The organism is Paenibacillus sp. J31R109 (assembly GCF_059692055.1).
On sequence record NZ_JCAUAR010000002.1, the window covers coordinates 514,031 to 536,433 of the forward strand.

Sequence of the window (22,403 nt, forward strand, 5' to 3'; positions counted from 1 at the left end):
ATTCCATACATTTCTGACTAGGCTTTACTAGTAACCGTATGTAGTCGGCGTATTTCTTTCATGATCGCCTCTGTAGCCAGCTCCAGATCTTCTGAGCTTGCTCCCGCATATGCAGTCAAATCCAGCGGCGCCCCATAAACGATTGTCATACGACGGAATAGTGAATAATTACCTACGATAGCTACTGGAACAACAGCCGCACCGGACTTCAATGCAAGACTTGCTGCGCCTTTTTTCCCCATGCCTCCAGCATTACTTCTTGTTCCTTCTGGGAAAACGCCAAGGATATTGCCGTCACGCAACAACTGAACAGCCAGTCGAATCGACTCTCTGCTAACACCGCCGCGCTTAACAGGGAATGCCCCTACTTTGGAAATGATCGTCCCAAGTACTGGGATATCAAACAGCTCTGCCTTGGCCATGAAATGAACCTTCCGCCGCAGAGGTGAACCTAAGAAAGGCGGATCCAAGTAACTGGTATGATTACCACACAAAACCACTGCGCCTTGTGCCGGTACATTCTCCATCCCGATCGCTCGCATTCGGAAAAATACGGTAAAAATAAATCGAAATAAGGCTCTTCCGATGCGATATAGCATCTTTATTTGCCACCTCCGACTTTGTCCTTGCAAAGTCCAAGGATTTCGTCCACAACTTCTTCAATCGTCATTGACGTACTGTCCATTAACACGGCATCATGCGCCTTACGCAGCGGTGATATTTCCCTAGCCTCGTCGAATTGATCGCGACGTGCGATATCTTGCTCCAATTCGGAAAGAGTTAGTGTATTCGTACCACTGAGTTCTAGTTCCTTGAATCGGCGCTCAGCACGTTCCTCCACACTCGCAGTTAAGAAAACTTTAATTTCTGCATCTGGCATGACATGCGTACCAATGTCACGGCCATCCATGACTACGCCTTTGGAAACAGTCATTTGCTTTTGCAAAGCAACTAACAAATGACGTACAGCACCATAGCTGGCAATTTGCGAAACATGTGTCGTTACTTCCGCTGAACGGATTGCTTTCGTCACATCAACACCATCTACGAATACTTGTTGTCCTTCCTCTCCAGGGATGAGCTCTAGCTTCATGCGATTGGAGAGCGCAGCCACTTCTGTTTCTTGCTCAGGTAGCAGCCCTTCTTGCTGTACTTTCCATGTTACTGCTCGATACATGGCTCCTGTATCCACGTAAATGAAACCTAGCGCACCGGCGACTAGCCGTGCAATGGTACTTTTACCGGCTCCAGCAGGACCATCTATGGCAATATTGAACTTATCCAAGCTGCTGTTCCTCCTAACAATACTTCACAGTACCTTACGTACAAAAAAGCAGGCACTTGCCTGCTAATTACTAGAAATTATACCACAGAACATGGTCATATGCAAAACTTGGGTTCATTCCTTCGTTGATTTCAAGCGCTTAGGAGCGTTCTTTCATTGGATGTTCTGGCACGATATACGGTTGCCCTTCCAGCGGCTCAACACGTGTAAAATGCTTACGAATATATGCATTTTGCAGCAAAGCTTGTACACAAACTAGCAGAATAACAACAAAAATGACAGCTCTAATAATGATTTTCTCTACTTTCACCGAGAAGCGAATAAATAACTGCTCATACGATTCTGACTCTTGCTCCTTCGACATGAGACCACTCTCCTGCTAGCTTGCAATATGCTTAGCAGTATGCCCGCAGTCGAGTCCTCTCAATCCTTAACGCTTACGAAAATCCATTTGTCTTTCGAAGCAAAAGCGTATCAACTTCTGTCGCTCTCTATCCGCAATTTCTGCGAATCGAATCATCACAAGTTGTTTACCTGTCTCAGTCGCTTTCACTCTGACCACTTCACCCGTGAATGGAATATGTTCGATTGCGCCATTTTTGAAAGGGGCAAGCACCCAACATGTAATAATTGCATTTAAACCGATCGGGATATGTCCATCACAAATAAATGAAATACCACCACCGCCAACGTCGTCCGTTAAGCCAATGAATTGGATTTGGTCGTTGAGCTTCACAGCGATCTCAAGTTCAGCCAAAACCCGCAAGAAATTCCTGCGTTGTATTTGCGTTATTGCACTTAACTCAGGGAGTCGTAATTCAATTAAACGGATGACGTCTTCCGTGAAACCTGTGACCTCCGTGGTAAAATAGTGTTTTACACCGCCTTGTCCAAGGAAGTGTGCGCTTATTTCATCCCCATGATACATCTTTTTCAAGCGTCCTGTTTTCTCATTCAGCGGGATTTCAATAATGATCGCGCTTTCTGTCACATCCGCAATTCGAGACTTGTACTCGATTTTGGACTCATCTTCATCAATACTGTTCATTTGCATATGTAATATCTGGTTGACCTTAGGAAGCAATTTCCGCACCTCCGCGAAGTATTATGTCCTAATTATACCATGCCATCAACATTTAGATAGAAAAAAAAGAAACAGGCCATTAGCCTGCTTCCTCTCTACTAAGATTTTCCTTTTGCTGCTTCTACTTGATCCTGACGAATCGTCTCAATTTTCTCTTCCATGCCCACATCCGCATTGACATAAATCCGATAGATATTGTTATTCATCGTCCCGATAAATTCATGACACAGCACCTCTTCGTCCAGATCATTCTTGATGATTGCGAGAGATTCACCGGTCACTTTCATTTTGGAACTCAGTTGCTTACGCGCTTGTTCAGCAGTTATTTTGGGCTGACCAATTTTGCGATCTTTTTGCGAATAAATATAATTAGTAGCCTGCAACCCTGTTACTTCAAGCGTATCCAAGGCAACTTTGACCGTTACTTGTTCGGGGTAAATGGTGACATTGTTTTCTTTCTTTGCAAAAAGAATGGTCGCAGTGTTCTGATATTGATCATAACTAATGGCACTTAAATCCTTATATTCATGTTGATCCAAAAATTCATTGGCTACATCTCTTGCTTGACGAAGATTAAACTTCGAGGATGTCACATCACGCGACTTCATGAAGTAAATGAGATGTCCGCCTTTTTTGGTGAAATCAATTTGCGTATCCGCTTTGGAAGCATCTCCGCTCGGAACCACAACACTAAAACTTTGAAATTCGGGTGCATTTCCACCGTTTTCAATCACTTTAATGTTAGCTGAATCTTGAGCACCAAGGAATACAATGGCTTTCTTTTTAATTTGATCAGCCGTCATCTCGTTCCCTGTCAACATTTTAACATCATTTTTGGAGAACACCGATAAGTTGCCTGTCCCCCAATTTAATTCGTCATATCCGCCCACTTGCTTATCCACAATCTTAAAACCATCGATAATCGCATTGTCATGCATTTGGTTCTCAGATACTAGCGCCGTCTCTACATCCATCCATCTTAAATTATTCGCAATGACTTTATCTTGAACGCCACGAATTTCTTTCGTAATATCAGCAGAATGTGCGTAAAGCGTGTTTAACGTATTCATTTCCGCTTCTGTTAAAGGTTGCTTCGTCATATCTCGTACCGACATCCGATAGGAGAAATTCGCCATATTTGCTAAAAAATCTTCTGTTTTATTAAAAGGCAGCAGCATAAGTGGCAATTGGGTGATATCGCTTTGTGCTTGACTAGTTAGACGCCAAACATTCACTAATCCTTTTCGATAGGAAGGCTCCGATGTTTCATTCACAGCCAATGTATTCCCTAACTCCGTATGTAGCTTATCCATGTGAAAGGACAGATCGTGAAACGCCCGTTGATACTGATTCTCCGCTTTAATTAATATCGTATTCTTCTCTTGGTGCTCTAAATACCCCCATACAGAAGCCCCGATCAATGCCAGCAATAGAAATGGAAACATGACAATACTTAATCTTTTATACACAGAACTGCTCCTTTCATACCCAATCTTGCGCTTAGTTTTTACGCGAGGAGGCAGGTTTATACAAGATTGACACAAAATAAAAGCCTCACAGTCCTGCATGGACGGGAGGCGTTAACCACAAATTCTATATAAAAAAAAGGCCTATTCGGAAGAATGGCCTTTCGCTAACTTTCGGTCTCTATTTCAAAGTCGTTCTCATTACTACATATGCATTGCCGAAATCCAGTTTCAATTTTGTCTTTTTCCTTTTTACCTCGCAAAACGAACTTCTCACCACATAATCGACATCGGATCTTCACTTTCACGCGCGTCGTTAATGACATGTATACCCTCCCGGTCTATCCCCATTCCATGTAATGGAGCTCACCAATTATACAGTCATTATACCCAATTCATCCCATTTTAATCTTCTCATCGACGGTCACAACGCGTAAGGGAGAGTGTGCATTCGCACGATCAACACGCCAAATCGACCGTATCCACAAAAATGTCATCAGTGGAATCATAATCCACATCCAGCCAGTTTTGAAAATGAGCAAAATATAATCGAAAGCACCATGCCACGCAATCGGAAGCAGAAGCGACATCCAGAGGTACCTGTTTTGCTTGTGAGGAACGAATTTTGCTTTCCCCATGTAATATCCCATCATCACACCAAATAAGGCATGGCCCGATACAGGCAGCAGCGCACGAAGCATTAGAGCAGAGAACGAAGAAGCATGTAAGAAGGCGTAAATGATATTCTCTAGGGTTGCGAAGCCGAGACTTACAGCTACCGCGTACACAATTCCATCATAGGGCTCATCGAAGGCTTCATGGCGAAAAATCAAATGATACAATAATAACCACTTCAGAAACTCTTCAATGCCTCCAGATAGAAAAAAGGACGTCATAATCGTGCCATTGCCGAATTCTTGAATAAATGCGTTCTGTAGAACCATCGTCGGATACACAAGGAGTACACCGAAGAGAAACATGCGAATCACTAAATGTATAGGTTCTGTTTCATATCGATCCTTCAGATAAAAGTAGGCGAGCAACGAGAGACCTGGGGCTATGGCTGCCAGTAAAATAGGCACGATATGCAAAGTTCCAGCTCCCCTCTCTTTTTGAAATACATACCTCTATTATAGTCGTTCTTGTTTGACTTATCTACTTGTAACACATGACACCTTAGTTGCGTATTATGGAAAACAAAACAAGCATCCTCAAAAACGGTTGTTTTTGGGAGATGCTTGTTTCATTGGACTGCATGAGGACGTGAGTCCTGCTTACTTGAAGTGACGGCAGAGCACCTTCACAGCATCATCAGCGATAATCGTCTTTCCGTATTCTTCGAGGACGGCTAACGTAATAGAGGAAGCTTCACCGAACTCAGATAGGACAGCAATGAGTGCTTGATACTTCGTCTCTTCAAGATCTACAGGCTCAAGCTGTAAAATATATTTCCCTTTGTACGAATACAGGGTACCGCCTTCCATCAGAAGGGGATTGATTACTTTGGATACACGCAGCAGATCTTCAAAATCACGGAAAGCATAGGAGATTAAATCGCTTTGTTCAAGCGTAACTTCCATTTCGTACACTTCTTCAGCTTCGTGATCGTCATATGCATCCGAACTTGCATACAAATCAAGCTTACCTCTGGTTACGATAACAACCATTCCTTGTGCTGGGAGTGCGAATACCTCAACAGCAAGCGGACCGGACGGGTCAAATCCGAGCTCCGAATAGGCTTGATCCATCATTTCACTAAACAACTCGTGTACTTTTGGAATTTCTCTCCACATGTCGTCTTTTTGAATTCCACGTTCAGTTAAGTCATCGAATGTTAGGAAAATCCGTATCTTATCCTGACTTAAGCGTTCTATTTTCATGATAGGATCCTCCTTTGAGCTCTCCACTAGGAAAGCTTGCATCGAAAGCATGGTCACCTTATTTCAATCAGAATATGTTAGAAAAATAAAAAGGTGAACCATTCATTAATAAATGGACATGCATCCATCTATTGTTTTCACCTATCATGTTAACACTAATTCAAACCAATTGCACGCGATAGTTATGTATAAAAAGAAAAAGCACAGCCGGCCCCGTGGGTATGCCAGACTGCGCTGCGAGCTTATTATTATTGAATTGTAGCGTTGCTTATTTTATTATCTTGCAGAATTTCGCTAACGGTTGCCTTCAAATGCGGGTCTTCTTTCACAATTTTCTCCACTTGATTCAAGCCATTTGTACTCGTCGAGGAGAAATTTCGGGAGGCAGATTCTCCAAAAGATTTGCTCGCGAACGTTTCTTTCGCCTTATCCATGACATTGCCCATCGATTGATTGGATGAGCTAAATGCTGAGAAGAGCATCGATTTACTTTTGCGATTGAGATAAATGACCGCAGCCGCCCCTGCAATACCACCAAGCATAAATGTGCCTAATTTCATTGGATCTCCCTCCATGATAAGTAGTATGAAGCCTTCCTAGGTTGTGCGAGTTTAGAAGGGAGCATACGTCAAATCAGAAGGTAAACATAGGAGAATTGACATCTGCGAAATATGTATATACTTGTGGTACTATAAGAAATGACTACCATGTAAGGATCTGAGGAGAAGACATATGATGAAAAAGAAAGCAAGTACCTTGCTCCTGTCGGTGATGCTTTTGTTAGCTGCCTGCAGTTCAAATCAAACAGAAACGAGCCCTGCTGCCTCATCGAGCTTGGCCCCAACAACAGAAGCAACAGCTAGTCCAAGCCCAACTTCCAGTCCAACACCAACCGCGGCACCTACGCCGACTCCAACACCCGTTGCCCCCGAAGTCGTTCAGAAGACCTATCATATGAACAAGAATTATGATATTGTACCGAATGACCCGAATGGCAATAAGAAAGTCGTCCTGTTAACCTTTGATGATGGCCCGAAAGATCAGGCGATGAATCAATCTCTGATTGAAATTCTGAACAAACACAAAGCGAAAGCAATCTTCTTCATGAACGGCTATCGCATTAAGCAAAAGCCAGAGCTCGTTAAGCTTGTTCATGAGAGTGGAAATATCATCGGCAATCATGCTTGGGATCATGAGAATCTGAAAGATATGACGAATGAGAAGATTGATAAACAGGTGGATGATGTGCAACAAGCTGTGAAAGACATTATCGGGCAGTCCCCTCAGTTTTTCCGTCCCCCATTTGGTTCGGGCAACGATTATTTGAAAACGAAAATTAAAAACAACAAAATGCTCTATATGACTTGGTCTAACGGTTCGTTGGACTGGGATATGACGAATAAAAATAATGATTCAAGCAAAGTCATTGAGAATGTGTTGCAACAGCTTCACAATGGCAGCAACATTCTCATGCATGAACTCCCTTGGACCGTGAGCGCCCTCGATACGCTGCTTACAAAGCTGGAGGAAAAAGGCTATACATTTGTAGATCCGAATGCGATCGAGCTTGAAATGCGGTAGAAATGAAAATAAGAGCCATACGGATGCCACGAAACTTTCGTGCAAGCGTATGGCTCATTTTTATGGTCTCATAACGAAGAATATTTAATCCCCCAAACAGTTAGACTCACCACCAACGCGATAAACAGCCATAGCAGGGTCATATAAAAAAGATTCGTCCATTTACCTTGTTCTGAAGGATGTACGGCTCTACGCGGCGGTAAATAGGTCTCATCCTCCTGATTCTCCTCCACTCCAGGATTCGATCGCGAAGCTACTCTATCTCCTACACTCATGAAACTTGATCTTCCTCCTTGCTAAAACGAAGTATGCATCCCATCACCATATCAATCATAAAGTGAGCAATTATCGGTGTCCATAGGCTTCCCGTATGAAGGTAAATCCAACCTAAGCCATAGCTTATACAGAAAACCATGCCTGTCATAAGCCAATGCTGAAGATACCGAACATGAATCGCAGCGAACAGAATACTAGTCCAGTAAGGCCCCCATGCATGTTGAATCGCACCACGGAATAGGACTTCTTCACAGACAGATACGATAAATGAGATAAGTGCAATATGCCAAAGGGCTCTATTTCCAAAAATCATTTGATTAATGCCGCCGTCATCCGCAACTTCCTTGGGTACCCATCTTGAAATAAGCAAGTCCACACCAAGCACCACTATAGCAAATAAGCATCCCCAAATAACAACTTTCCATCCACCTTGAAAGGACAAAGCAGAAAGAATCTTAGAATTGCTCTGAAATAATAAGATGATTATTCCGATAATAAGCGTAAGCAGTTGTGTAAAGTAAAGATTTAGTAATAAAGTCTTGTCATTCAGCTCACTAATGTCAACTTTCCCAATACGAAGGTTCTTGAAATCGAATTTTTTCAAAGGAAGTACCTCATTTCCTTATAATATTCCTTTTTAATGCTGATTGACCTATACTAAAACAAATATCAAAGACAACAAGGAGCTAGATTTATGGAGAAGCGTCTTACTCGCACTGATTATTTATTTGCCCTCATGTTTATCTTTATGCTGGTCTGTATCCTTGGCGCATTTTTCTATGGGTTACGATTAGGACAATCAAAAGCGGATTTGAAGTATGATAAAATAATGAACGCTGGTAAAGCCGCCGCCGCCCCGGAAGTAGGTGCTTATGACCAACAAGTGCTAGTGTCATATTACCATACCATCTTTTTACCCTTTAGGGAATTTCAGAATAAATGGTTTGAATTGCTGAGTCAAATTGAGATGGATAATGCCGCTGTGGACGCTTCCGCTGTCCTGAAAGAGCTAAGTAAGATTGCTGCGGACAAATACAATACATTACAAAACAAAAATATGCCTGCGTCTTCACCACTGCTGGTTCAATCACACCAAGGTTATTTAAAGAGCTTAAAGCTTTTCACAGATGCATTAAATACATACCAATCGAAAGCGAACGCCCAAAGCCATTCACAGTTGATTGATGCGATTCACAAGGACGCTTATTTTCTTGAAGCCAAGACACAAGCTTTAACCGCTCAAAAAAATTATTTTGACTCCATTCTTGTGTGGAATGGCACATTGGATCCAGATATTGAATATTTCGATTCCAACAATACGGCTAATCTCGATCAGTGGCGATCCATGAATTTGAATGTAAAGAATGTTTATATCACCGCTAAATTATTGAAAAACAAAGCCTTCTCGCCATTTTATCCTCAGGATTTAACGATAAGAATTGACGAGTTCATCGCCTCAGGTCAAGCTAAGAAATTAAATGTAACCGATGTAAATCAAACGATGGAATTATTGCTAAGTACCAATGCGGTTCGAACAGGCGACTTTGTCAAAGGGAAATCAAAATGGTATACCAATGAGATGTTACCTCAATTACCCTTCTTTTCAGATGTAAATTAATAAAAGCTGAGAATGTGGTTGTTAACCCGCATCCTCAGCTTTTTCAGTTTAGTCGTATTGGAAGCCGCGGAACATGGCAATGGCTGCCATTCCTCCATCAACATTGATGATGCGATCAAACCCATTCTCTTTCAAATATTCAGCTACACGCATACTACGAACCCCATGTGCACATACAATATATATGTCTTCATCATCTGGAAGCTCCCCCATACGCAGCGGTATTTGCTGCATCGGAATGAGCTTTGCTTCTTCCATATGATAGTACTCCCACTCATGGGGTTCTCTTACATCAATAATTACACTATTGCCAAGCGATTTCTTTTCTATCTCTTGGAGAAAAATTTGCGGATAAATGCGATTGATTTCCATTTCCGTACACACTCCTGATTTTTTAAAATAAGATCTTAACATTCACTGTACCATACACGAAATATTGGCTCAAATATGAACAAAAACTCATTGCTTTCTTAACATTCATGCTATAAAATAAACGAAAAGCTTCTGAATGATTGTCAATCCGAACATTTATGACGTAAAAGTGAAAATCGTTCGACATGTATTGACACGATTTCGAACGCATGGTAATCTATTAAAAATTCTATATCACAGTACAGCGTTGACGGAGCCAAGCAGGTAAAGTAGCTTTCAGAGAACCGATGGTAGGTGAGAATCGGTAGCGAACTATTGCGGAGCACTCCAGAGTTATTGCATTGAACTTTAGTAGATGCAATCGGGATAGGAACACGTTACAGTTCCAGGTCGCAAGACCAAATGAGGCTACCCATGCGAATGGGCAGCGAACTAGGGTGGTACCACGAAAGCAATCTCTCGTCCCTTTGGCTACAGGCTAACTGTCTGTATCCGAGGGCTGGGAGTTTTTTTATGTTCAAATCTAAGGAGGAAACGAAGTATGTTCAAAGTTCTAGTATCCGATCCAATTAGTGACATGGGAATTCAAATGCTTTATGATGCAACTGATGTTGAAGTGGTTAAGCAATCCGGTCTATCCGAAGACGAACTCATCGCAATCATCGGTGAGTACGATGCCCTCTTAGTTCGTAGCCAAACGAAAGTAACCGAGAAAATCATGACTGCCGGAACGAAGTTGAAAGTCATCGGCCGCGCTGGTGTAGGTGTCGATAATATCGATTTGGAAGCAGCGACAAAACGCGGAATTATCGTAATCAATGCTCCTGATGGAAACACAATCGCAACTTGCGAGCTTACATTCGCTATGATGATGGCAACAGCTCGTATGATTCCACAAGCGTACAAGAAAACAGTTGGCGGCGAGTGGGATCGTAAATTCATCGGCGTTGAGCTTCGTAACAAAACACTAGGTATTCTCGGAATGGGACGTATCGGTAGTGAAGTTGCGAAACGCGCGAAAGTATTTGGCATGAACGTTATCGGGTATGACCCATTCTTGACAGAAGAGCGCGCAGAGAAAATGGGCGTTAAGCTTGGTACGGTTAACGAGATCGCTGCTCAAGCGGATTTCATTACGGTTCACACACCACTTACACCTGAAACGCGCCACTTGATTTCCAGAACACAATTCGAGCTTATGAAGCCAGGCATTCGTATCATTAACTGTGCGCGCGGCGGTATTATTGATGAGCTAGCACTAGTTGAAGCGATTGATCAAGGCATCGTGGCAGGAGCAGCATTCGACGTATTCGAAGTAGAGCCGCCTGCGAAAGATCACCCTTTCTTAAACAACCCGAAAGTGATCGTAACACCTCACCTTGGCGCATCGACAATCGAAGCACAAGAGAACGTAGCGATCGACGTATCCGAAGAAGTTCTTCACATTCTTCGCAACGAGCCATTTAAGAACGCTGTTAACATGCCTCCAGTTCCTGCTGACGTGCTTAACAAGCTGCAACCATACTTTAGTCTTGGTGAGAAAATCGGTTCTGTTCTTGGTCAAATTGCCCAAGGTGCTGTTTCTGAAATCATCATTAACTATGCAGGTGATTTGATGGATGTGGATACAAGTCCGTTAAATCGTTATATCGTAAAAGGTATTTTCCAAAACCAATTGGAATCCATCAATATTATCAATGCGATGCATCTGGCTAAATCACGCGGAGTGAATATCGTCGTGCAAAAATCAAACGCATCCAACAGCTTCACTAACCTTGTTACTGTAACGGTTAAAACGAAGCAAGAAGAGAAAACTCTTGCAGGTACATTACTTGCAGGTTTCGGCGAGCGTATCGTGCGTATTGATCAATACCCAGTTGACTTCGCTGCTGAAGGTAACTTGCTGCTGATCTCCCACAACGATAAACCAGGTATTATCGGCCGCGTTGGTACATTGCTAGGAAGCAACCAAGTTAACATCGCGACCATGCAAGTGGGTCGTAAAGTAATCGGCGGATCCGCAATCATGGTTCTGACGATTGATAAAACAGCTCCTGCAGAAGTGTTGGCTGAATTGACAAAGCTTGATGAAATCGTGAATGTTCGTGCACTTACGCTCTAATAAGCACAAATTGTTTCACGAACAACAAGATTTTATCTGAATATTCTACACATGAAATAGGCGTTTGCTAAGTATTCTTAGCAAACGCCTATTTTTTGTGTCGAAATTCGCACAATTTTCTGTTTATTTGTGTTCACAAGGCAAGCAGATCGTAAACGTGCTGCCATGCCCCCATGAGCTTTGTACCGTTACTGTACCATGATGGGAATCAATGATATTCTTGACGATTGCGAGGCCAAGTCCAGTCCCACCTGAGGATCCGCGCGTACGCGCTTTGTCCGCCTTGTAGAAGCGTTCAAATATGAATGGCAAGTCTTCGGCAGGGATACCCTGTCCTTCGTCAGCGATCTCAATACGGATCGCAGGCCGATCCTTCGAGAGGCATGCCTCCGCCTTCATGGCAATACGCGCCTCTGCAGGCGTATGGCGGAACGCGTTGTCGAGCAGGTTCGTCAACACCTGCTCCAAGCGATCCTCATCCGCACGCTGCAGGATGAGCGGCTCTTCCGGCAGCGACACGCTAAGCGCGATGCCGCGCTCTTTGGCCAGCACCGCAAATTTGCGGTGCACGCGACGCACCAGGGAGTCGATCTCGACCTCCCTGAAGGAAAGCTCGAGATGGCCGGCCTCCATCCGCGCCAGATCAAGCAGATCACGGACGAGGCGCCCCATACGGAGCGATTCGTCGTGAATGACCTGCACCAACTCCACGCGTTCCTCCGGCGTGGAGGGAATATCATCGAGCAGGGCTTCACTGTAGCCCTGCAGCATGGAGATCGGCGTACGCAGCTCGTGTGAGACGTTCGCTACAAAATCCTTGCGCAGCTTATCCAGCCGCTCCTCCTCCGTCACATCCCGGAGGACAGCCACAGCGCCGCGCACCTGGTCTTGCGAGTACAGTGGCGTCATAGCCACGGACCAGACGCCATTCTTTACATGAAGCTTGGTAGCAGCTTCTGCCGACTCATCGACAACCGCTTCAAAAAGTGGAATCAACGGCACAGGAATAGGCTTCGTATTCGGATTACTGTAGCTCATGAGTCCCCAATCGCCAAGTGCGGTATCCGGTTTCGGGAAACGTCTTGGCTCTCCCTCATCATCAGACCACTCAATTGTGCTCCACTCTTCTACAATCTTCTCCCCTTGCGGGTTGCTCAGCATAACAGATCCATTCACATCCAGGGTGATGACCGCATCAGTCATACTTCCTAGAATGCTTGATAAATGTTCCTTTTCCTGACTAAGGGCTTGAATGCTTTCCTGTACCTTTTCGCCCATGTGGTTAAACGTTTTGGCTAGCTCACCAATCTCATCTTTGGATAAAATAGGGACACGCCTTCCATATTCCCCATGTGTAATAAAATCAGCTGCTTTCTTCAATTGCTGCAGCGGCCTTGTAATTTGCGAGAACAAGAAGAAGGCGAAGAAAGTTGTCATGAGAAAACCAACAATGGAAACATAAACAAACAATCTTAACATATACGATTGCGTAGCTTCTAATGATTGAAGGGATTGGTACAACAAGGTTGCCCCTACAATGCCCCCCTCCAAATTGAATAGAGGCACTGCTACAACGAGGTATTCCGATCCAGCATCAAAGCGTCCTGTACGCGATTTATTGACTTGCTTATCAATGGTTTGTCCCGTAAACACAGGCTTCAATTCTTCTGCTGTATAGAAATCAGAAACATGGAATTCAGCTAACTGACTCCCGTTCGTTCGTGGAATGACCATTTCCTTCATATCTGTAGAAATCACAAGCATTCTTGAGTCTTGAAAGCTGAGCAGCTCATTACTTAATTGATAGAATTGCTCATTGTACATGTGTGTCGTTGCTTCTTCCGAAAACTTAATTGCCGTTTTTCTCATATCATCGCGTTGATCCGTTGCATTTGAGAAATAATTTTCCATATAATTGACAAGAAAAAAGCCCAGTATGAGCAAAACAACCCCAACTAGGCCAATAATCGTTAACCACAATTTCCCGACGACACTCCTGAAAATAAACACTTATTTAGGCACCTCTAGCTTGTAGCCTACACCCCATACGGTCGTAATCATTGCGGCAGCATCCGGGGATACTTTATTTAATTTTTCACGAAGTCTTTTTACATGTGTATCTACCGTACGTAAATCTCCAAAAAACTCGTAATTCCAAACATCCTTCAACAGCTCTTCACGAGAGAAAACCTTATCCGGAGATACAGCTAAGTAATGCAGCAATTCATACTCTTTCGGCGTTAAAGCAACTTCCTGACCACCCGCTGTCACACGATGTGCATCATGCTCGATAATCAGGTTCGGGAATACAATATTATTGCTGGAGCTTGCATCTTTGGATAGATAAGCAGTTGCTGATGAGCGGCGTAGGATCGCTTTCACCCGATAGATCACTTCACGAGGCGAGAACGGTTTAACCACATAGTCATCCGCTCCCACTTCAAATCCACTCACACGATTCGTCTCTTCACCTTTCGCAGTCAACATAATGACTGGTGTGGACTTCACTTGACGAAGGCGTGCACACACTTCAATCCCATCGATGCCAGGCAGCATCACGTCGAGCAAGATTAAATCAAAGTCGGTTTCCGTCGCCATCCGCAATGCGGTTTCTCCGTCCTCCGCCTCTTCAATGAGATAACCTTCTTTCTCTAAATACATGCGCAGCAATCGGCGAATACGTTCTTCATCATCTACAACGAGTATACTTGGCTTCAATTCCATGGAGCGTCACATCCTCTTTTAATGTACGTACTTGATATTAAACACCTGCATACGAATGCAGTCCTGCAATCACTAAGTTCACACCTACTAAGGTGAACATAACCACGATAAATCCTATAACCGTTAACCAAGCGGATTTTTTACCTTGCCAACCTTTTGAAAGACGAAGATGTAGGAATACAGCATAGAATAACCAAGTTATCAATGCCCATACTTCCTTGGGATCCCATCCCCAAAAGCGGCCCCATGCCTCCTGAGCCCAAATCATTGCAAAGATCAGTGCACCCAGTGTAAAGATCGGATAACCAATCGCAATAGCGCGATAACTGATTTCATCCAAATCTTCTGCATCCATTCCTTTTACAACGGGACCAATCGCCGCTCCTAAAGGTTTGCGCGCAACTAGGCGTGCTAGCCAATAGAGAATTAAACCTCCGAGAATGGACCAAATCACGGTATTCAATTTACGTCCCGCACTTGCCCCTTCCATCCAGGATGGCGCTGTGAATAATGGCTCTGACATCCCTAAGAATGACTTCATCTCCACGACTTGTGTATCATACGGTTGTACAATTGGAGGCAATACATACGTTTCAGTTGTATGATTCGTTTCCTGAACACCTTGCGCGTTGGTCACAATCACATCTTTGGAGAAGACTGCTTTGTAACCCGATCCGTTGAATGTAAAAATCGACGCAATAAATGCCACGAGCATAAGGATAAAGAATAGGGTTAGCTCAACACCCCTTTGTTCCTTTTTATCAGTCTTCGTCGTTCCTTGATAGTCGACAGCACGCAGCAGATACATCAAGCCGCCAGCAAAACCTACTGCAAAGAAAGCTTCTCCAGTTGCAGCCGTCGTCACATGAATTTTAAGCCAGTAGCTCTGCAGCGCAGGAATTAATGGCTGTACTTCACTTGGGAATACAGATGCATAAGCAATAATGATAAAACCAATCGGTAAGGCAAAGACCCCTAAAACCGGTGTCCGATAAATGAGATATACGATCAAGAAGGCACACATGATCATCATCCCTAAGAAAGTCATAAATTCATACATATTGGAGGTAGGGATATGCCCCCCTTCTGCCCATCTTGTGAAGAAGAACGTCACATGACAAGCAAAACCAATGACTGACGTTATAAAAGCGACGAAGCCCCACTGCCTCGTGTGATCCTCTGGCTTCCGATTGCTCCATCTTTTACCGGTAATCGATAGGACGAACAGGAAGAATGCGAGCAAGTATACAAAAAAAGCGATGAGTAGAAAGGTGCTGCTGACAGAGTTTACATTCACCCCTGGTTTCCTCCATTTGCTAATGTTTTCGGCTGAACTTCTAAATCATTCTTATTTAATGCGGCGGCAACTTCATTGCGAAGTCCGAACCAGTTCTTGTTCGTGTGACCGCCGAGTGTAAGCTTACCCTCATCAATTCGAATCCAGATGCGTCGATGTTGCCAATAGAAGCCCATGATGACCCCGATCATAAAGATCGCGGAGCCAACCCAGATATATGGCATTGCTTTATCTACGCGGATATTCAAATAGGTCGTGTAATTGGCAAACTGAACACCTTCCATAGAACCCACTGCTATCTTCAACTTTTGGCTAATTGCTCCGTTAATGGTATCTTGCGAGAATGTTTCCTTATCAATTTGTCTTGGGAAATATAGATAAGGTTCGCCTTTTTCCGCTAGCCCCGGCCCCGTAATGCTAAAAATAAAAGCAGGTGCTTTCGGTTCGTTCGATTTCGAGATTGGTTGCCCCTTCTCCATGCCAAACTCCGGGAAAAAGCCTTTTAACGTAAGCTTATACGGTCCTACTTGATAGGAATCCTTGGGGTTATTCATAGGTAAATCAAAGCTGCCATAGGTCTCACCCGTTGTTGGGTTGCTTAACGTTGGTTTCACGGAGATCAGTAATGGCGTTGCTTTATAGTCAAACTGATAAGCTTGCAGCCCCTTGTAATCCAAAGGATGGTTCACAATGATATTGGATTTATGGACTTCTTCCAGTACTGGCGCCTCTGACCCATCTTTGCAATTCGCTGTACAATGGTACAAGATGGCTTGTGTTTCATACGTTTTGGGCACAATCTGACCCTTCGATTTTATGCTTTCAGGCAGATCTTGCTCATCATACAACGTAAGTGTAAATTTCTCATTTTTGATGTAGTACGAAGTATGTGGGATAGGCTTCGTTTCGCCTTCGAGAATGCCCATATATTGATCCATATGCCAACCAGGAATGCCTCGCATCAGCACACCGATGAGAAAGATAATGAGTCCAATGTGATTAATATAGGGACCCCAACGGCTAAAACGATATTTTTCAGCAAGAAGCGCTGAACCATCTGTATGTACGCGGTAATTTTTTTTGCGTAAAAGTGTACCTAACTTATTCGTCCATGCGATCTCATCCGTACCAGCAGGCAAGTCTGTTACGTAGGTAACATTTTGTCTAGTAAGGAAATTGATATGCTTACGTATTTGCTGCTTGGAAAGCGCCCGATATAACGGAAGAACACGATCCAGACTGCAAATGACAAGTGAGGTTCCAATCATGAATAGTAACGTGATGAACCACCATGAACTGAAGGTATGAGAAAAACCTAGCGCGTGATAGATATTCCCTAACGTTCCGTAATTATCGCTGTAGTATTGGGTTGGATCCATGTCCAAAAATGTATTCTCTTGTGGAAAAATTGTCCCTACTGCCGAAGCTAGTGTTGTAATGAAAATAATCCATACGGCTATTTTGACCGAGGAGAAGAAATTCCAGACTTTATCGAGCAGAGAGGGATTGGATTTCTGAGAGCGTCGAGCCATGCCATCATAGCGCATTTCCAGAATATCTCTGCCATCGACATCGATCAACGGATTGCCACATGATTCACACAGCGTAGTCCCTGTGGGATTCTGATGACCGCAATCGCATTTGGTATTGTAGAACATGATGACCTCCTAAAAACATTGAGCCTGCGTGCGACATTTCTTTTACTACTTAAGATTTATTAACCAAGCTAGCCAAGGTCTCATCAATATAAGCCTCTTCCATTTGGCCAATTTTTTTCACAGCAATTTTGCCATCTGCCCCTATGAAAAAGGTGGTTGGATAGTCCATAACGCCGTACAACTTACGTACAACTTCATTGGCATCGAGCAGCACCGGCATATTGAGATTGTATTGTTCCATAAAACTCTGAACCGTTACTTTATTCTTGTCCACATTCACTTCCAAGAAAACGACACCTTGACTCTTCCACTTATCATATTGCTTCTGAAGATCAGGCATTTCCTCTTTACATGGTGGACAAAACGTGCCCCAGAAATTCACTAACACGACCTTCCCTTTGTAATCGGAAAGCTCATGCGTCTTACCATCTAACCCTACCAAGGAAAAGTTTGTAGCTTTCTCCCCTTGCTGCGGGTACTTCTTGCTTGCTGAAGCAGACAAATTTGTAATAATCGTAAACACACCAATAATGAGCACGATTGCAAATATCCCAATCTGTACCCACTTCTTATTACGACCCACTGTTAATCACCTTCGCTTTGTCGACAATGTTAGTTTTGGATATCGAATTATACCCTTATTATAACGAAAAGAAGGCCAATTCTTATTGGCCTTTTTGAACGTTATGTGTCCTTAGAGCTTCGTTCCTAAGCTCTTCAACCTCTTTGGGCGTCAAGTGACGATACTTCGCTCTTGGCAGACCTGTTAAGAAGATGGGACCAAATTTAATCCGCTTTAATTTGATAACTGGGAATGAAATCGCCTCAAACATCCGTCTAACTTGGCGGTTTCTTCCTTCATAAATTGTGATCTGAACGACGGACTCATTCTTCTCCATGTTCACATCCGCATACTCAACTTCTGCAGGAGCTGTCATCCCATCTTCTAACTGTATGCCCATTTTGAGCTTATCTAATAACGTGCCGTGTGGCACACCTTTGACAGTCGCTTGATAGGTCTTCGGTACATGATGCTTAGGATGTGTCAATAAATGAGCAAACTCTCCGTCATTCGTTAGGATGAGTAAGCCTTCCGTATCATAATCCAATCGTCCGACCGGATATACACGCTCTCTGATCCCTGGCAAGAAATCAGTAACGACTTTACGTCCTTCTGGATCCGTTGCACTCGTAATAACACCTTTGGGCTTATTTAAAATGACATAGATCTTCTTCTGTTGACCTATCGCACGTCCATCGACCCTAATTTCATCTTCTTCTGTATTCACTTTCACACCCAGCGTTGTGACGACTTCACCGTTCACTTGCACGCGTCCCGCTGTAATGATCTCTTCACATTTCCGGCGGGATGCAATCCCAGCTTCGGCTAATACTTTTTGCAGTCTTTCCATTATCCGCTTTCACCTCAAGCTAATGATAACGGACTTAACCGCAAATCTCAAGCGGCAACCCACATTAACTGACAGAAGGTGACAGAATGTTGACTTTGAGCGGCCTCGTAGACACACAACGATTTAAGAAAATACCAAATAACAAATAACAAGGGATGCAATAAAGCCAACCGCATCGGAAATTAATCCAACTTTAAGCGCATAACCGGCTTTTCGAATGCCAATAGCGCCAAAATAGACCGTTATCACATACAACGTCGTATCCGTGCTCCCTTGCACCGTTGATGCTATACGTCCAATCATTGAATCCGGTCCAAATTGTTCAATCAAATCGGTGGTAAAAGCCAACGAACCCGCTCCCGTGATCGGTCGCAAAATAGCTAAAGGCAGCACTTCCGTAGGCACGCCGATACTTTCGAAGAAAGGCCGCATCCAGCCGATCAGCATGTCCATTGCGCCAGAAGCGCGAAACACAGAGATCGCCACCATCATCCCCACTAAGTGCGGAATGATTTTGATCGCCGTGTCGAAGCCGTCCTTAGCTCCCTCTACAAATGACTCATAGACGGGTACTTTACGGTATGCGGCGTATAAGGGAATGAATACGATCATGATTGGGATTGCCCATGCCGAAATGAGCGAAACGAGTGCGTACATGCCGGTTCATCCTTTCAGCGGAGGGATAGGTGAGCGCGATCTACGATACCATCGATCTACGAAAATGGCTGCTGTTGTTGAGATGATAGTCGCAATAAGTGTAGTGCCTACGATTTCTGCTGGATTCATGGAATTGAAATTCATACGAATCGCAATAAGTGTTGTTGGAATTAGCGTGATACTCGACGTATTTAGTGCAAGCAGTGTAGCCATTGCCGTACTAGCTTCATCCTTGTTAGGATTGAGCTTCTGCAGCTCCTGCATCGCTTTAATACCCATCGGTGTAGCTGCGTTGCCTAAACCTAGGATATTCGCACTCATATTCGACATAATATAGCCAATTGCAGGGTGGTTCTTAGGAACGCTTGGGAAAAGGAAACGTACTGCTGGTTGAAGAAGTCTAGCTAGCTTTTGTAAAATACCCGCATCTTCGGCTATTCGCATCATGCCCATCCAGAATACCAATACACTAATTAATCCGAAACAGACCGTTACCCCATTCTTGGCCCCATCAAAAGCCGCTTGTGTAACCAACTCGATATCTCCATTAATCGCCGCGACGAGGAAACCAACGACGATAAAAAACAACCAAATCCAATTCACCATAGCTTAGCCTCCTTACAACGCGACTTTTGCCCTATTCTTGCCACCGATCAATCCGCCCATTGAGAGCCAGAAAGATTAAACAGTCCCTGTACAAGCATTCGGCAGATATACCCATACTTTGTCAGTATTGTCTCTTTATATGGAGAGCTGGGTTGAAATGAAAACGTCGCTTTCTCCGGTACGGCTAACAACGGATTCGTCTTATCATAGATCGGAATTGTTTGGATCAACTTGTTCTTTAATAAGATCTGTAAAGAGCCGCGCTCCGCTAGACGATACTCTGTTGTCATCGGATCGACCGAAGTCACTTTGTGGGATAGGCTCACATATTCACCTTCTGCAAGTGGATATTTAAAGGTTCGGCTTGCCACCCAAGGGGTTCCTTCGATCGCATCCCCTTTCTTCACTAACGTCTGCAGTGGGAAATTCGCAAAGCCGTATTGAAGCAATCTCGCGTGATCTGCCCAGTCATCGCCATCATTCAAAGTAACAACGACAAGCTGCTGCCCGTCTCTAGTAGCTGAAGATACTAAGCAACGCTTTGCCAGCTTCGTATAACCAGTTTTTACACCGTCAGCTCCTTCGAACATGGAGAGCATCTTATTCTTGTTCAACCAGGAGTAATCCCATGTTTCATTCGGGTTAGGTACTCTCTTCAACTTCGTAGACACAATGTCGGCGAAAACACTATTTTTAAGTGCATAAGCTGTCAGCTTCGCCATATCGTTCGGACTTGAGCGATGACCCTCACCTTCGTCCAGCCCTGATGGATTCGTGAAATGGGAATGATCCATCCCCAGCATTTGCGCTTTTTCATTCATCAAATAGACAAAGCCATCTACACTTCCACCGATATGCTCTGCAATTGCAGTAGCCGCATCATTGCCCGAACGCATCATGAGTCCATAGAGCATGTCATGAAGTCGCATTTCTTCCCCAAGCTTCAAATAAATCGAAGACCCTTCTTTCCCAAATGCGTTCTTGCTGACTTTGACCATACTCCCCAGATCACCTTGCTCAATGGCAATGATCGCGGTCATAATTTTGGTCAAGCTGGCTATTCGCATAGGCGTGTCCCCTTTTTCACTATAAAGGACCCGACCTGACTCCACATCAACGAGCGAAGCACCAACGGCATTGGTATGAATGCTTGGCGGCGCGGCGTCTACATAGGACCATGGCGCGATTAATATTCCAATCAAGGCACAGCAAATGAAGAAGAACTGGCGTTTGGTTTTCATCGTTTTGGTTATCCTCCCACACGAGCGAACTTGTACACATGTTAGTTCGAATCTACAGATAAAACTTTGTACAAGTATATGCGGTTGGACGAGGGATATGTCCGAGAATTCGATGCTATCCCAAGGGAAGCGACAGTTGAGCTAAAACAACAAAAAAACCTGTTGAATAATCAACAGGCTAAACTTTTTATATTTAGATGTTGTATAGCTTAGTAAGCTGTCCAACCCGCATCAGCCGTAACAACTGTCCCATTGACAAAGCTAGCATCATCGGAAGCCAAGAATAAGGCTACCTTTGCGATTTCCGCTGGCTCACCAGCACGTGGATTCAAGCCCATCCCAGCCATCGCTCTTTCCATCCCGAACGGATTTGGCGAAGTAATTGTTGTCCCAATGTTCGTGCTTACACCACCAGGTGCGATCGCATTGCAGCGAATTCCTAGATTGGCATATTGAAACCCTACGTTTTTCGTGAAGCCAACGACCGCATGCTTGGATGCTGTATAGGCTGCTCCCGCTCTAGACCCATTCAGTCCTCCTGCAGAGGCAATGTTCACAATCACACCACTTTTTCTTTCCGTAAAAATAGGAAGGACTTTACGTGTTGTTCTCATAACACCCGTCGTGTTAATTGTAAATACACGCTCCCATAGCTCGTCCGTTACATCTCCAGCAGGAACAAAATTATCCATAATTCCAGCATTATTTATTAAAATATCGACGGTGCCGTATTCCTTCACTGCCGCATCTATTAAAGCTTGTACATCTTCTTCTTTTGCAACATTGGCGGCAACAGCGATGGCAGAACCACCTTTTTCTGCAATGCCCGATACAACAGTTTGAGCCGCTTCTACCCGAAGATCGGAAACGACAACTTGCGCACCTTCCGTCGCAAACAACTCTGCTATGGCTTTCCCCATACCTGACGCTGCACCTGTAACAATAGCTACTTTTCCTGTAAGTTTCATCTATTATTCCTCCAAATGAACCGTATTTTCGATGCGAATTCTTCTTTGAAATGTGCCTATAGAACTTCTTACAATTGGAGTATAATAGAGGTTCAAGTTTGAAACAATCAGTAAAAAACGAGCTTTTGTTAGCTACTGTACAAAATGCTCGGATGT

Annotated in this window: 24 protein-coding genes and 1 other annotated feature; of the genes, 3 read left to right on the top strand and 21 right to left on the bottom strand. The window is 43.9% G+C overall.

The window, feature by feature from the left end; translation table 11 throughout:
- Positions 1-17: 17 nt before the first annotated feature.
- The 8 genes from AC58QT_RS07985 to AC58QT_RS08020 form a co-directional block, all read right to left on the bottom strand.
- A complete protein-coding gene (locus tag AC58QT_RS07985) occupies positions 18-599 on the bottom strand; it encodes a lysophospholipid acyltransferase family protein (RefSeq protein ID WP_497408475.1) in 582 nt (193 codons plus the stop codon).
- Between the two features lie 2 nt (positions 600-601).
- A complete protein-coding gene (cmk, locus tag AC58QT_RS07990) occupies positions 602-1,285 on the bottom strand; it encodes a (d)CMP kinase (protein WP_310223431.1) in 684 nt (227 codons plus the stop codon).
- 139 nt (positions 1,286-1,424) lie between these two features.
- Complete coding sequence (locus AC58QT_RS07995; protein WP_310223429.1) at positions 1,425-1,649, bottom strand: hypothetical protein; 225 nt, start codon at positions 1,647-1,649, stop codon at positions 1,425-1,427.
- 66 nt (positions 1,650-1,715) lie between these two features.
- Positions 1,716-2,378 (bottom strand): flagellar brake protein, encoded by a 663-nt coding sequence (locus tag AC58QT_RS08000; protein ID WP_497408476.1) that lies wholly within the window; start codon positions 2,376-2,378, stop codon positions 1,716-1,718.
- 89 nt (positions 2,379-2,467) lie between these two features.
- The gene (gene ypeB, locus AC58QT_RS08005) at positions 2,468-3,838 is read right to left on the bottom strand and encodes a germination protein YpeB (RefSeq protein ID WP_497408477.1); all 1,371 of its coding nucleotides are present in this window, start codon (positions 3,836-3,838) and stop codon (positions 2,468-2,470) included.
- A 392-nt stretch (positions 3,839-4,230) separates the two neighbouring features.
- The gene (gene prsW, locus AC58QT_RS08010) at positions 4,231-4,926 is read right to left on the bottom strand and encodes a glutamic-type intramembrane protease PrsW (RefSeq protein WP_310223421.1); all 696 of its coding nucleotides are present in this window, start codon (positions 4,924-4,926) and stop codon (positions 4,231-4,233) included.
- 183 nt (positions 4,927-5,109) lie between these two features.
- Positions 5,110-5,715 carry a genetic competence negative regulator gene (locus AC58QT_RS08015; RefSeq protein ID WP_310223419.1) on the bottom strand — a complete coding sequence of 202 codons (606 nt, stop codon included), beginning with the start codon at positions 5,713-5,715 and terminating at the stop codon, positions 5,110-5,112.
- Between the two features lie 248 nt (positions 5,716-5,963).
- Positions 5,964-6,275 (bottom strand): hypothetical protein, encoded by a 312-nt coding sequence (locus AC58QT_RS08020; protein WP_310223417.1) that lies wholly within the window; start codon positions 6,273-6,275, stop codon positions 5,964-5,966.
- A gap of 172 nt (positions 6,276-6,447) precedes the next feature.
- Here AC58QT_RS08020 and AC58QT_RS08025 point away from each other — a divergent pair, with 172 nt between their 5' ends.
- The gene (locus AC58QT_RS08025; protein WP_497408478.1) at positions 6,448-7,296 is read left to right on the top strand and encodes a polysaccharide deacetylase family protein; all 849 of its coding nucleotides are present in this window, start codon (positions 6,448-6,450) and stop codon (positions 7,294-7,296) included.
- A gap of 68 nt (positions 7,297-7,364) precedes the next feature.
- Here AC58QT_RS08025 and AC58QT_RS08030 read toward each other — a convergent pair whose 3' ends face one another.
- Both AC58QT_RS08030 and AC58QT_RS08035 read right to left on the bottom strand, forming a co-directional pair.
- Positions 7,365-7,571, bottom strand: a complete 207-nt coding sequence (locus tag AC58QT_RS08030) for a hypothetical protein (protein ID WP_497282169.1) — start codon at positions 7,569-7,571, stop codon at positions 7,365-7,367.
- Positions 7,568-8,176 carry a CPBP family intramembrane glutamic endopeptidase gene (locus AC58QT_RS08035; protein ID WP_497408479.1) on the bottom strand — a complete coding sequence of 203 codons (609 nt, stop codon included), beginning with the start codon at positions 8,174-8,176 and terminating at the stop codon, positions 7,568-7,570. The genes AC58QT_RS08030 and AC58QT_RS08035 overlap by 4 nt, the downstream gene beginning before the upstream one ends.
- 90 nt (positions 8,177-8,266) lie before the next feature.
- Here AC58QT_RS08035 and AC58QT_RS08040 point away from each other — a divergent pair, with 90 nt between their 5' ends.
- Positions 8,267-9,190, top strand: a complete 924-nt coding sequence (locus AC58QT_RS08040; RefSeq protein ID WP_497408480.1) for a hypothetical protein — start codon at positions 8,267-8,269, stop codon at positions 9,188-9,190.
- Between the two features lie 48 nt (positions 9,191-9,238).
- On the opposite strand, the gene AC58QT_RS08045 is transcribed toward AC58QT_RS08040, so the two are convergent.
- Complete coding sequence (locus AC58QT_RS08045) at positions 9,239-9,562, bottom strand: rhodanese-like domain-containing protein (RefSeq protein WP_497408481.1); 324 nt, start codon at positions 9,560-9,562, stop codon at positions 9,239-9,241.
- A gap of 238 nt (positions 9,563-9,800) precedes the next feature.
- Positions 9,801-10,032, top strand: a binding site (T-box leader).
- A 71-nt stretch (positions 10,033-10,103) separates the two neighbouring features.
- On the opposite strand from AC58QT_RS08045, the gene serA reads away from it, so the two are divergent.
- A complete protein-coding gene (serA, locus tag AC58QT_RS08050; protein WP_310223405.1) occupies positions 10,104-11,684 on the top strand; it encodes a phosphoglycerate dehydrogenase in 1,581 nt (526 codons plus the stop codon).
- Between the two features lie 123 nt (positions 11,685-11,807).
- On the opposite strand, the gene AC58QT_RS08055 is transcribed toward serA, so the two are convergent.
- From AC58QT_RS08055 to AC58QT_RS08100, 10 genes are all read right to left on the bottom strand, one after another.
- The gene (locus AC58QT_RS08055; protein WP_310223403.1) at positions 11,808-13,694 is read right to left on the bottom strand and encodes a sensor histidine kinase; all 1,887 of its coding nucleotides are present in this window, start codon (positions 13,692-13,694) and stop codon (positions 11,808-11,810) included.
- On the bottom strand, positions 13,695-14,408 hold the full coding sequence (locus AC58QT_RS08060; RefSeq protein WP_056614488.1) for a response regulator transcription factor: 714 nt from the start codon (positions 14,406-14,408) through the stop codon (positions 13,695-13,697).
- Between the two features lie 37 nt (positions 14,409-14,445).
- A complete protein-coding gene (gene ccsA, locus AC58QT_RS08065; protein WP_497282179.1) occupies positions 14,446-15,705 on the bottom strand; it encodes a cytochrome c biogenesis protein CcsA in 1,260 nt (419 codons plus the stop codon).
- Entirely contained in the window at positions 15,702-17,363 is a 1,662-nt protein-coding gene (gene resB, locus AC58QT_RS08070; RefSeq protein ID WP_497282181.1) for a cytochrome c biogenesis protein ResB, read from the bottom strand. Before resB ends, ccsA begins: the two co-directional genes overlap by 4 nt.
- Positions 17,364-17,412: 49 nt before the next feature.
- Complete coding sequence (locus AC58QT_RS08075; RefSeq protein ID WP_497282183.1) at positions 17,413-17,946, bottom strand: redoxin domain-containing protein; 534 nt, start codon at positions 17,944-17,946, stop codon at positions 17,413-17,415.
- A gap of 82 nt (positions 17,947-18,028) precedes the next feature.
- Complete coding sequence (locus tag AC58QT_RS08080; protein ID WP_310223394.1) at positions 18,029-18,775, bottom strand: pseudouridine synthase; 747 nt, start codon at positions 18,773-18,775, stop codon at positions 18,029-18,031.
- 123 nt (positions 18,776-18,898) lie between these two features.
- Positions 18,899-19,432: a spore maturation protein gene (locus AC58QT_RS08085; protein ID WP_310223392.1), complete on the bottom strand. Its 534-nt coding sequence runs from the start codon at positions 19,430-19,432 to the stop codon at positions 18,899-18,901.
- A 6-nt stretch (positions 19,433-19,438) separates the two neighbouring features.
- The gene (locus AC58QT_RS08090) at positions 19,439-20,038 is read right to left on the bottom strand and encodes a nucleoside recognition domain-containing protein (protein WP_310223390.1); all 600 of its coding nucleotides are present in this window, start codon (positions 20,036-20,038) and stop codon (positions 19,439-19,441) included.
- Between the two features lie 47 nt (positions 20,039-20,085).
- Complete coding sequence (locus AC58QT_RS08095; protein WP_497408482.1) at positions 20,086-21,279, bottom strand: D-alanyl-D-alanine carboxypeptidase family protein; 1,194 nt, start codon at positions 21,277-21,279, stop codon at positions 20,086-20,088.
- A gap of 209 nt (positions 21,280-21,488) precedes the next feature.
- Positions 21,489-22,247 carry an SDR family oxidoreductase gene (locus AC58QT_RS08100; RefSeq protein ID WP_497408483.1) on the bottom strand — a complete coding sequence of 253 codons (759 nt, stop codon included), beginning with the start codon at positions 22,245-22,247 and terminating at the stop codon, positions 21,489-21,491.
- Between the last annotated feature and the right edge of the window lie 156 nt (positions 22,248-22,403).

Excerpts from the sequence above, each read along its gene's own strand:
- AC58QT_RS08045 (WP_497408481.1), bottom strand. The coding sequence starts at position 9,562 with ATGGAAATCAATCGCATTTATCCGCAAATTTTTCTCCAAGAGATAGAA.
- AC58QT_RS07995 (WP_310223429.1), bottom strand. The coding sequence starts at position 1,649 with ATGTCGAAGGAGCAAGAGTCAGAATCGTATGAGCAGTTATTTATTCGC.
- serA (WP_310223405.1), top strand. The coding sequence starts at position 10,104 with ATGTTCAAAGTTCTAGTATCCGATCCAATTAGTGACATGGGAATTCAA.
- AC58QT_RS08015 (WP_310223419.1), bottom strand. The coding sequence starts at position 5,715 with ATGAAAATAGAACGCTTAAGTCAGGATAAGATACGGATTTTCCTAACA.
- AC58QT_RS08020 (WP_310223417.1), bottom strand. The coding sequence starts at position 6,275 with ATGAAATTAGGCACATTTATGCTTGGTGGTATTGCAGGGGCGGCTGCG.
- AC58QT_RS08040 (WP_497408480.1), top strand. The coding sequence starts at position 8,267 with ATGGAGAAGCGTCTTACTCGCACTGATTATTTATTTGCCCTCATGTTT.
- AC58QT_RS08095 (WP_497408482.1), bottom strand. The coding sequence starts at position 21,279 with ATGAAAACCAAACGCCAGTTCTTCTTCATTTGCTGTGCCTTGATTGGA.
- AC58QT_RS07985 (WP_497408475.1), bottom strand. The coding sequence starts at position 599 with ATGCTATATCGCATCGGAAGAGCCTTATTTCGATTTATTTTTACCGTA.
- AC58QT_RS08025 (WP_497408478.1), top strand. The coding sequence starts at position 6,448 with ATGATGAAAAAGAAAGCAAGTACCTTGCTCCTGTCGGTGATGCTTTTG.
- AC58QT_RS08090 (WP_310223390.1), bottom strand. The coding sequence starts at position 20,038 with ATGGTGAATTGGATTTGGTTGTTTTTTATCGTCGTTGGTTTCCTCGTC.
- resB (WP_497282181.1), bottom strand. The coding sequence starts at position 17,363 with ATGTTCTACAATACCAAATGCGATTGCGGTCATCAGAATCCCACAGGG.
- AC58QT_RS08080 (WP_310223394.1), bottom strand. The coding sequence starts at position 18,775 with ATGGAAAGACTGCAAAAAGTATTAGCCGAAGCTGGGATTGCATCCCGC.
- AC58QT_RS08030 (WP_497282169.1), bottom strand. The coding sequence starts at position 7,571 with ATGAGTGTAGGAGATAGAGTAGCTTCGCGATCGAATCCTGGAGTGGAG.
- AC58QT_RS08060 (WP_056614488.1), bottom strand. The coding sequence starts at position 14,408 with ATGGAATTGAAGCCAAGTATACTCGTTGTAGATGATGAAGAACGTATT.
- AC58QT_RS08085 (WP_310223392.1), bottom strand. The coding sequence starts at position 19,432 with ATGTACGCACTCGTTTCGCTCATTTCGGCATGGGCAATCCCAATCATG.
- AC58QT_RS08100 (WP_497408483.1), bottom strand. The coding sequence starts at position 22,247 with ATGAAACTTACAGGAAAAGTAGCTATTGTTACAGGTGCAGCGTCAGGT.